The organism is Pantoea stewartii subsp. stewartii, assembly GCF_008801695.1.
Lineage (GTDB): Bacteria > Pseudomonadota > Gammaproteobacteria > Enterobacterales > Enterobacteriaceae > Pantoea > Pantoea stewartii.
This window is the reverse complement of sequence record NZ_VZPF01000124.1, coordinates 1-8,397: the sequence shown is the minus strand read 5'-3', so window position 1 is coordinate 8,397 and position 8,397 is coordinate 1. Positions and strand designations below refer to the sequence as shown.

3 protein-coding genes and 4 pseudogenes are annotated in these 8,397 nt (G+C 53.8%); 4 read left to right on the top strand and 3 right to left on the bottom strand.

Features of this window, described 5'->3' with window-relative positions:
- Nucleotides 1-387: 387 nt before the first annotated feature.
- Nucleotides 388-1,321 (top strand): annotated as a pseudogene (locus F7Q90_RS23735) (flagellin N-terminal helical domain-containing protein).
- 44 nt (nucleotides 1,322-1,365) lie between these two features.
- Here the strand turns inward: F7Q90_RS23735 and ftsP are convergent.
- The 3 genes from ftsP to parC form a co-directional block, all read right to left on the bottom strand.
- On the bottom strand, nucleotides 1,366-2,796 hold the full coding sequence (gene ftsP / locus F7Q90_RS23730) for a cell division protein FtsP (RefSeq protein ID WP_006118178.1): 1,431 nt from the start codon (nucleotides 2,794-2,796) through the stop codon (nucleotides 1,366-1,368).
- A 146-nt stretch (nucleotides 2,797-2,942) separates the two neighbouring features.
- Entirely contained in the window at nucleotides 2,943-3,680 is a 738-nt protein-coding gene (locus F7Q90_RS23725) for a 1-acylglycerol-3-phosphate O-acyltransferase (protein WP_006118179.1), read from the bottom strand.
- A 45-nt stretch (nucleotides 3,681-3,725) separates the two neighbouring features.
- Entirely contained in the window at nucleotides 3,726-5,999 is a 2,274-nt protein-coding gene (parC, locus tag F7Q90_RS23720) for a DNA topoisomerase IV subunit A (protein ID WP_006118180.1), read from the bottom strand.
- Between the two features lie 392 nt (nucleotides 6,000-6,391).
- Between parC and F7Q90_RS23715 the strand changes: the two are divergent.
- From F7Q90_RS23715 to F7Q90_RS23700, 3 pseudogenes are all read left to right on the top strand, one after another.
- A pseudogene (locus F7Q90_RS23715) lies at nucleotides 6,392-7,036 on the top strand (HTH domain-containing protein); the annotation flags it as partial.
- Between the two features lie 147 nt (nucleotides 7,037-7,183).
- Nucleotides 7,184-8,121: pseudogene (locus F7Q90_RS23705) on the top strand (ISL3 family transposase); the annotation flags it as partial.
- 102 nt (nucleotides 8,122-8,223) lie between these two features.
- A pseudogene (locus F7Q90_RS23700) lies at nucleotides 8,224-8,397 on the top strand (IS630 family transposase); the annotation flags it as partial.

Sequence of the window (8,397 nt, the reverse complement as noted above, 5' to 3'; positions counted from 1 at the left end):
AATGGAGGCGAAGCGCCTCAAGGAGCCATGTCCGGTGTTTCACGCGATAGTGTCCATTAAAAAATGATGGACACTATTTTCCCGGAACCGGAGCCCGCTGCACAGACGGTTTAAATGTGACGCTTACTTTTGCGCTGAACGCTGACACCTTAATTCCGCCCTGTATTTTGTGTTTTAAATCAAATAATTAAAATTCTAATCACCTCACCTTACCTTGTTTTAACAGGTAAAATTTTGCAACACACCGAAGCCGCTCCGCTTTTGTGAAAACGTCGTTGTGCAGGTAATACTGTTTTCTGTCACACCTGTCGCGTGATCCCGGCTACCACCATTGAGCGTCATTTCACGGTTTTCAGAACGTTAAGCGACTTAACCAGGGAGCGTATCATGTCGGTTATCAATACCAATATCGTGTCGTTGATCGTTCAAAACGATCTGTATAACTCTCAAAATGCTTTATCGACCGCCATTGAGCGCCTGTCTTCAGGTTTGCGCATTAACAGTGCGAAATGATGATGCGGCGGGAATGGCGATTGCTAATCGTTTGACCTCAAACATCGACGGCATGACGGTAGCGGGCAGAAATGCCAATGATGCGATTTCGCTATCACAAACCGCTGAAGGGGCGTTCTCCACGATTAACGACAACCTGCAACGCATACGTGACCTGACGGTGCAGGCGCAAAATGGCAGCAACTCCGCTGCGGATATCGACTCTATTCAGACAGAAGTGAATCAGCGAATGGAGGAGATTAACCGTATTACCGCACAAACGAATTTTAACGGCATTAGTATGCTGAATACCGGCTCGGGCTCGGCTGCGTATCGCTTTCAGGTCGGTGCGGAAGACGGCGAAACGATCACGATCGATCTGGATGCCAGCGACAGCTATAACCTTCTGAAAGCGGGTACCACCGGCTCAACACTTAATATCCGGCAAATGACCTCAGGAGATACCGTAAATGGCGTGGCCCGTACGGTTGCGGCAGAAGGCTTTGACGTTTTAAAAGGGGATGTTACCGGCGGAGCAAGTGGAACCGCGACAGACGGTACGCCTTTGGCCGATCTCGATCGGGCGATTAAATCCGTTGATAGTCAGCGTAGTATGCTGGATGCCTATGAGAACTGCTTTCAGTCGGTTATCGCCAACCTGAACAATATGGTCACAAACCTTACCTCTGCCCGTAGCAGGATAGAGGACGTAGACTACGCTGCGGAGGTATCGGCGATGTCACAGGCGCAGATTTTACAGCAGGCCGGTACCGCCATGCTGGCCCAGGCAAATCAGATGCCCCAACTGATGTTGCAGCTTCTGCGCTAGCCAAACGCAAAAGCTGAAAGCCCTGCCCGGCACAGTCTGCTCCGTTATGCCGTGGCAGGCTGCACCAGCAGCTGACCTGCCGTTCCCCGATCTGCCAGCTCCAGCGTCTGACTGTAATAGACAAACGGGAAATGGTCTGAAGAGCTTTGGGTAAAGTTGACCAGCAGTTCGACCTCGCCGTCCACCCAGACGGTGTCTTTCCAGCCCCGGTCTTCCCCCATCGACTGCGCACCGTTCACGCTCTTAATGAGGAACATTACGCCCTGAATATGCAACGATTGCGGACGATCGGCACGGATAATCCAGCGCTCAAATGTGCCCTGCTGCGCGGTGGTATCAATGCGGTTCATATCCCAAACGGCACCGTTGATGCCGGGCATACTGTCGCCAATACGAAACTCCCGGGTACGCACCGAAGCGCCGTCCAGAATCTGATCGGCCAGTAAACGCATTGGCAGATTATCCGTCACCAGCGGCAGCAGGCCAGTGGGGCGAAGCGTGAGCACCAGCGTTGAGGTCAAAATCGTCGAAGGCTCGAAGAAACCGCGCAGGCGATCCATGATGCCAGCCGCGGTGCCCGCCGTAATGGAGACCTCATCCCCTTGCGACATATCCACCAGAACTTCGCGCCGCTCACCGGGAGCCAGCGTTAACCGCTGTACCGCTACCGGCGACGGTAAAAAACCCTGATCGCTGGCGATGACCGTAAACGGCCGGTTATCACTGATGCTGAGTTCGTAACGTCGGGCATTGGAGGCATTGAGCAACCGCAGGCGCATCCAGCCGCGTGATACCTCAATAAACGGATTGCGTACGCCATTAACCAGCAGCGTATCGCCCAGGAAACCGCCGTCAGCGGGTGGGTCATAAACCGGTGTCGCAAAATTATCCAGCCGCTTGTCCTGAATGATCAGCGGAAAGTCATCCACGCCATAGTGTTTTGGCAACGGAAGCTGCTTACTGAGGTCGTCCTCGATCAGCCACATGCCCGCCAGGCCGTTATAGACGTGCGGTGCCATGCGGTTTGGCGTGTTGGCGTGATACCAGCAGGTGGCGGCGTTCTGACGAATCGGTAACACCGGTGCCCAGTCGACGCCCGCTGACATCATCCGCGGCGCGCCGCCCATCAGTGCCCCTGGCACCTGCAGGCCGCTGACGGTCATCGAAACCGGTTCATTGAGGCGGTTGCTGTAGATCAGTTTGACATCATCGCCGCTGTAAACACGGACAGTTGGCCCAAGGTACATGCCATTGATGCCCCAGACCGGCACCTTGTTATTGTCACCGTAAAACGACCAGTGGCTGCGCTGTAAGGTCAGAAACAGCGGCTGACCCCGGCGGGATTCGATCAACGGTGGAACGGGAAGTGGCGTGTCACCACGCAAGGAAGCGGCACGTGCCGCATGCGGCATTACCGTGGCACTGAGCGCCACACCGGCAGAAAGCTGGATAAACTGACGTCTGCTGAAAGACATGAAATTTCAGACCTTTTACGCGTGGCGCTGAAACGCCAACCCTGTTTTTATTGCTGTCATTGCTGTGCTGCTTTCACGGCGAGCGACGCAGGACGTCACTCGCCGTGGGGCATCCATGCAGAATAGTCCGACAACGGATTTGTCGGTTAGATTTTACCGTTTTTTTCGCGTTCTTCGACTTCGGCGTTAAGCTCTTCCAGCTTCGCCGCCATCAGTTCACGACAGTGGGTAGCCAGTTTGCGCACAGACGACGACTCAAATTGTTTGACGTCTACCGGCGGCAGCATTTCCACAATCACCAGGCCGTTTTTCAGGCGGTTGAGGTTAATTTTATTGTGCGTATTGGACACCACAATCGGGATGATCGGGACGCCGGCCGCCACCGCAGCGTGAAACGCACCGGTTTTAAACGGTAATAATCCCCGCCCGCGACTGCGCGTACCTTCAGGAAACATCCAGAACGAAATCCGTTTTTTATTGAACTGGTCGACCAGCTCGCCAATGGTGCCGTGAGCTTTGGCCCGGTTGTCACGGTCAATCAGCAGATTACCGGTCAGCCAGTAAAGCTGGCCAAAGAACGGTATCCACAGCAGGCTTTTTTTCCCCACGGTCACGGTGGTGGGCTGCACAATTTTAGCGGCCGTCACCATATCGTAGTTGTTCTGGTGATTAGCGATATAAATCGCATTACCGTAATTATCCGCGCCCTCTGGGCGACGAAGTTCAACCTTCAGACCAAACAGCGTCGATAATTTGCCAAACAGATGACCAAAGGTGGCGACGTGACGCGGATTGCGCGGCGAGAACAGACACCAGATGCAGCCAAATACACAGACCAGAATCGAATAAATTACCACAATAATCGTGCGTAATATCAGTAACATAGCTTCCTCAATGTAACACGACTGGCGATGAACCAGCCGGATGAATTACGCGTCGCTGTCAGCGCTGTCAGGACGTGCCGGGGCATCCAGTTCGACCCGATCAATTTTTTGCAGACCGCGCGGTAACAGCGTGCCACGGCGACCCCGATCGGCACGGAATTTCTGCAACTCTTCACTGCGCAGCAACAGCTTGCGTTTACCGACGTGCAGCGTAATCGCGCTGCCTGGTGGCAGAATCATGAGCCAGGCCAGTTTATCCGTGCCCGCCGCGGCATCTGCCGACGGAATCGAGATAATCTTGTTGCCCTTGCCTTTCGACATTTGCGGCAACTCGCCGACCGGGAACATCAACATCCTGCCCGCCTGAGTGATCGCTAACAGCATGTCGTCTTCATGATGCACAGCCATCGGCGTCATGACGCGCGCATTCTCCGGCAGAGTCAGCAGCGCTTTGCCCGCACGGTTGCGCGAAATCAGATCGTTGAAGGTGCAGATAAAGCCATATCCGGCATCCGAAGCCATTAGCAGGCGCTGCTCTTCCGGCTCCATCAATACCTGTTGAACAACCGCACCCGGTGGTGGCGTCAGTTTACCGGTCAGTGGCTCGCCCTGGCCGCGTGCCGACGGCAGCGAGGTGGGGTCCAGCGTATAGCTGCGGCCCGTGGAATCGATAAAGGCCACAGGCTGATTACTCTTGCCGCGTGCCGCCGCCAGGAAGCTGTCACCGGCTTTATAGCTCAGGCCCGCCGGGTCAATATCATGTCCTTTGGCGCTGCGCACCCAGCCCATCTGCGACAGAACAATCGTAACCGGCTCAGACGGAACCAGCTCGGTTTCGCTGAGCGCTTTGGCTTCTTCACGTTCACGCAGAGGCGAACGGCGATCATCACCAAAACTGTTGCTGTCTGCCTGCAGCTCTTTTTTCAGCAGCGTATTCATTTTGCGTTCAGAGGCCAGCGTCGCCTGCAGCTGATCGCGCTCTTTTTCCAGTTCGCTTTGCTCACCGCGAATCTTCATCTCTTCCAGCTTCGCCAAATGGCGCAGCTTGAGTTCAAGAATCGCTTCGGCCTGGGTTTCACTGATCTCAAAGCGCGACATCAGCACTGGCTTTGGTTCGTCCTCGGTACGGATGATGTGAATGACTTCATCAATATTAATGAAGGCCACCAGCAAACCGTCCAGGATATGCAGACGGCGCAGCACGCGTTCTAAACGATGATTTAGACGGCGACGAACAGTATCGCGACGGAACACCAGCCATTCAGACAGGATCTCTAGCAGGTTTTTCACGGCCGGACGGTTATCCAGTCCGATCATATTCAGGTTGATACGGTAGCTTTTTTCCAAATCGGTCGTGGCGAACAGGTGGTTCATAACCTGATCCAGATCGACACGGTTTGACCGGGGCACAATCACCAGGCGAGTCGGGTTTTCGTGATCGGACTCATCACGTAAATCCTCGACCATTGGCAGCTTCTTATTGCGCATCTGGCTGGCAATCTGCTCCAGTACCCGGGCACCGGACACCTGGTGCGGCAGCGCGGTGATCACCACCTCGCCGTCCTCTTTTTTCCACACCGCACGCTGGCGAATCGAGCCGCGCCCGTTCTGATAGATTTTACGAATCTCGTCGCGTGGCGTAATAATTTCGGCTTCGGTCGGGAAATCCGGCCCTTGCACAATCTCCAGCAGCGCATCCAGGCTGGTTTTCGGATCGTCAATCAGGGCGATAGCGGCCTGCGCCACTTCGCGCAGGTTATGCGGCGGAATATCGGTTGCCATGCCCACCGCGATCCCGGTGGTGCCGTTCAGCAGAATGTTTGGCAGGCGCGCCGGCAACATCTTCGGCTCCTGCATCGTGCCGTCAAAGTTTGGCACCCAGTCTGCCGTGCCCTGCCCCAGCTCACCCAGCAGCACTTCGGCATACTTCGACAGGCGAGACTCGGTATAACGCATGGCGGCGAAAGATTTAGGATCGTCAGGTGCCCCCCAGTTTCCCTGGCCATCGACCAGCGGATAACGGTAGGAGAACGGCTGTGCCATCAACACCATGGCTTCGTAACAGGCGCTGTCACCATGAGGATGGTATTTACCCAGCACGTCACCCACGGTACGGGCCGATTTTTTAAATTTGGCGGTGGCGTTAAGCCCCAGCTCCGACATGGCATATACAATGCGGCGCTGGACGGGTTTCAGGCCGTCGCCAATGTAAGGCAACGCACGGTCCATGATGACGTACATGGAGTAGTTTAAGTACGCATTCTCAGTAAACGTATGCAGGGCAAGACGCTCTGCACCATCCTGCGTCAATTCGCTCATTAAGTCCTCATCCTCACATCGTGACCCGCAACGGCGGATCACCCGGCGGTTGTTTGGCGAGGATAGTACCTTATTCGTGGGTATTAGTCACAGTCCTGGAACGGGCTGGTCACTCTTTTTTCCCTGTTTTCCGGTCGCCGAAAAAACCGCACCGGTAAAAATCCCCGCGCGCTTATTTTTAATAGTTTGTGACCTTCCTCGCAATTAATTATCAGCTTATTTATAGCGTATTAATCCTGTCCCGTTCCCGGGACAACATTTAGTATTGTTGCTTTTTCTTTCACCCCCTAAATTCAATTTCAGCGACATATACCGGTTTTATTTTATGCCCTGGTTGGATTTAACGAATTGCCACTTAAGCACCGCTAACGAAATAATAGACAGGTGACTGAATGCAAAATCTGACTTCACGACAACACCGATTACTGAAATTACTGTTACAGGCGGGCACGCCGCTGGCATTAGCGCAATTAGCCCAACAGTTAACCGTTTCTGAAAAAAGTATTTATCGCGATTTACAAAGTCTGGAACCCTGGCTGCATGGCTGGCAGGCGCAACTGGTGAAGCTGCCTGGCCGCTGTGTGGCGCTGGAAACACACGATCATGAACAGCGGCTTCGCTTGCAGCAGCATGTTGCCAGCGACGATAACTGGTCTGCGGGCTTAAGCAACAATGCGCGGCGGGTAAAAATCCTGTCCCAGTTGCTACGAGACGCGCCACGTGAAACCTCGATCAGTAAGTTATCTGAACGTTATTTCATCAGTCACGCTTCGATTGTTAATGACCTCAAGGTGATTGAAGAGTGGTTGCAGCCGCTGGCGCTGGAGCTGGTCCGTAGCCAGAGCGGCACGCATGTGGCAGGCAGCGAACAGGCACTGCGCCAGGCCATGGTTTTGCTGATTAACGACGTTATGCAGCATAACACGGGCAGCAATATGGCCCTGCCGCGGCTCGACCCCGGCAGTTATCAGGCGCTGATCCACTATTTCGGCGAAGAGGACGTGGCCTTTGTGCAGCGCTTACTGCAGCAAATGGAGGGCTTTGTTGAATAAATGGATTTTATGCTGTGGTACTATGAAAACGGTTGTTTCAGATAACATAAAATCAATGCATTACATGCTTGCGTATGACGGTGTTCTGTCTGGCATCAGCGTTTTCTACCAAAACAGTGCAGACAAAACAGAATGATTACCTATTATTCAACAAAGCCCAAATCAGTTTCTCTCGATGAAAATGCCGGCTCAGTTACTGTCACTGTCGGGATCTCTGAAACCTCTCAGTTAACCTGTCCGACCTGTGGGAAATCCTGCCCTGTTCACGATCACCGTCATCGCAAATGGCGCCACCTTGATACCTGCCAATTCGCCACGCTCGTCGAAGCCGATGTTCCCCGCATTATGTGCCCGGAGCATGGATGCCAGACCCTCCCTGTTCCGTGGGCAGGACCCGGTAGCCGGTATACGTTACTGTTCGAATCGTTCGTTCTCTCATGGCTGAAAATCAGCACTGTTGACGCCGTCAGGAAACAACTTAAGCTCAGCTGGAATGCGGTTGACGGTATTATGACCCGGGCAGTTAAGCGAGGACTTGCCAGGATAAAAAAGCCATTATCCACCCGTCATATGAATGTGGATGAGGTCGCTTTTAAAAAAGGACATCGCTATATAACAGTGATCTCCGATCGCGATGGGTGGGCGCTGGCCTTAACGGATGATCGCGGTACAGAAAGCCTTGCCAGTTATCTTCGTACACTCACTGACAGCCAGTTGTTGACCATCAAGACACTTTCGATGGACATGAACGCGGGCTATATAAGGGCAGCGCGTATCCACTTACCCAGTGCGGTTGAGAAAATCACGTGGCTAAACAACTGGGCGAGGTTGTGGATAGAACCCGCCAGAATGAACATCCCCACCTGCCAGTTGAAAGCCGACGCCAGGCAAAAGGAACACGCTTCCTGTGGCAGTACAGCGATAAGTGGATGACCGAATCCCGGCAGGAAAAGCTGGCGTGGCTGCGGGAGCAGATGCAGCAAACCAGCCAGTGCTGGACGCTGAAAGAGCTGGCCAGAGATATCCGGAATCGCCCCTGGAATGTTGAGCGTCGTAAAGACTGGCTGCGCTAAATAACTGCTCGGAATAGTAGATCCCTTAGAGGGAACTCAGTCCGGTTTATGCGATCTGATCAATCGCTGAATATCCCAAATCACCAGCCGGACTGAGCAATGTCGATCATAGCACCAATACCCAGAACCGAACGACGCCTGATGCAGAAAACTATCCATAAAACAAAGGACAAAAACCACGCCCGGCGGCTCACCGCCATGCTGATGCTGCATCGTGGTGACACCGTCAGTCATGTTGCCAGAACACTCTGCTGTGCCCGCTCATCGATTGGT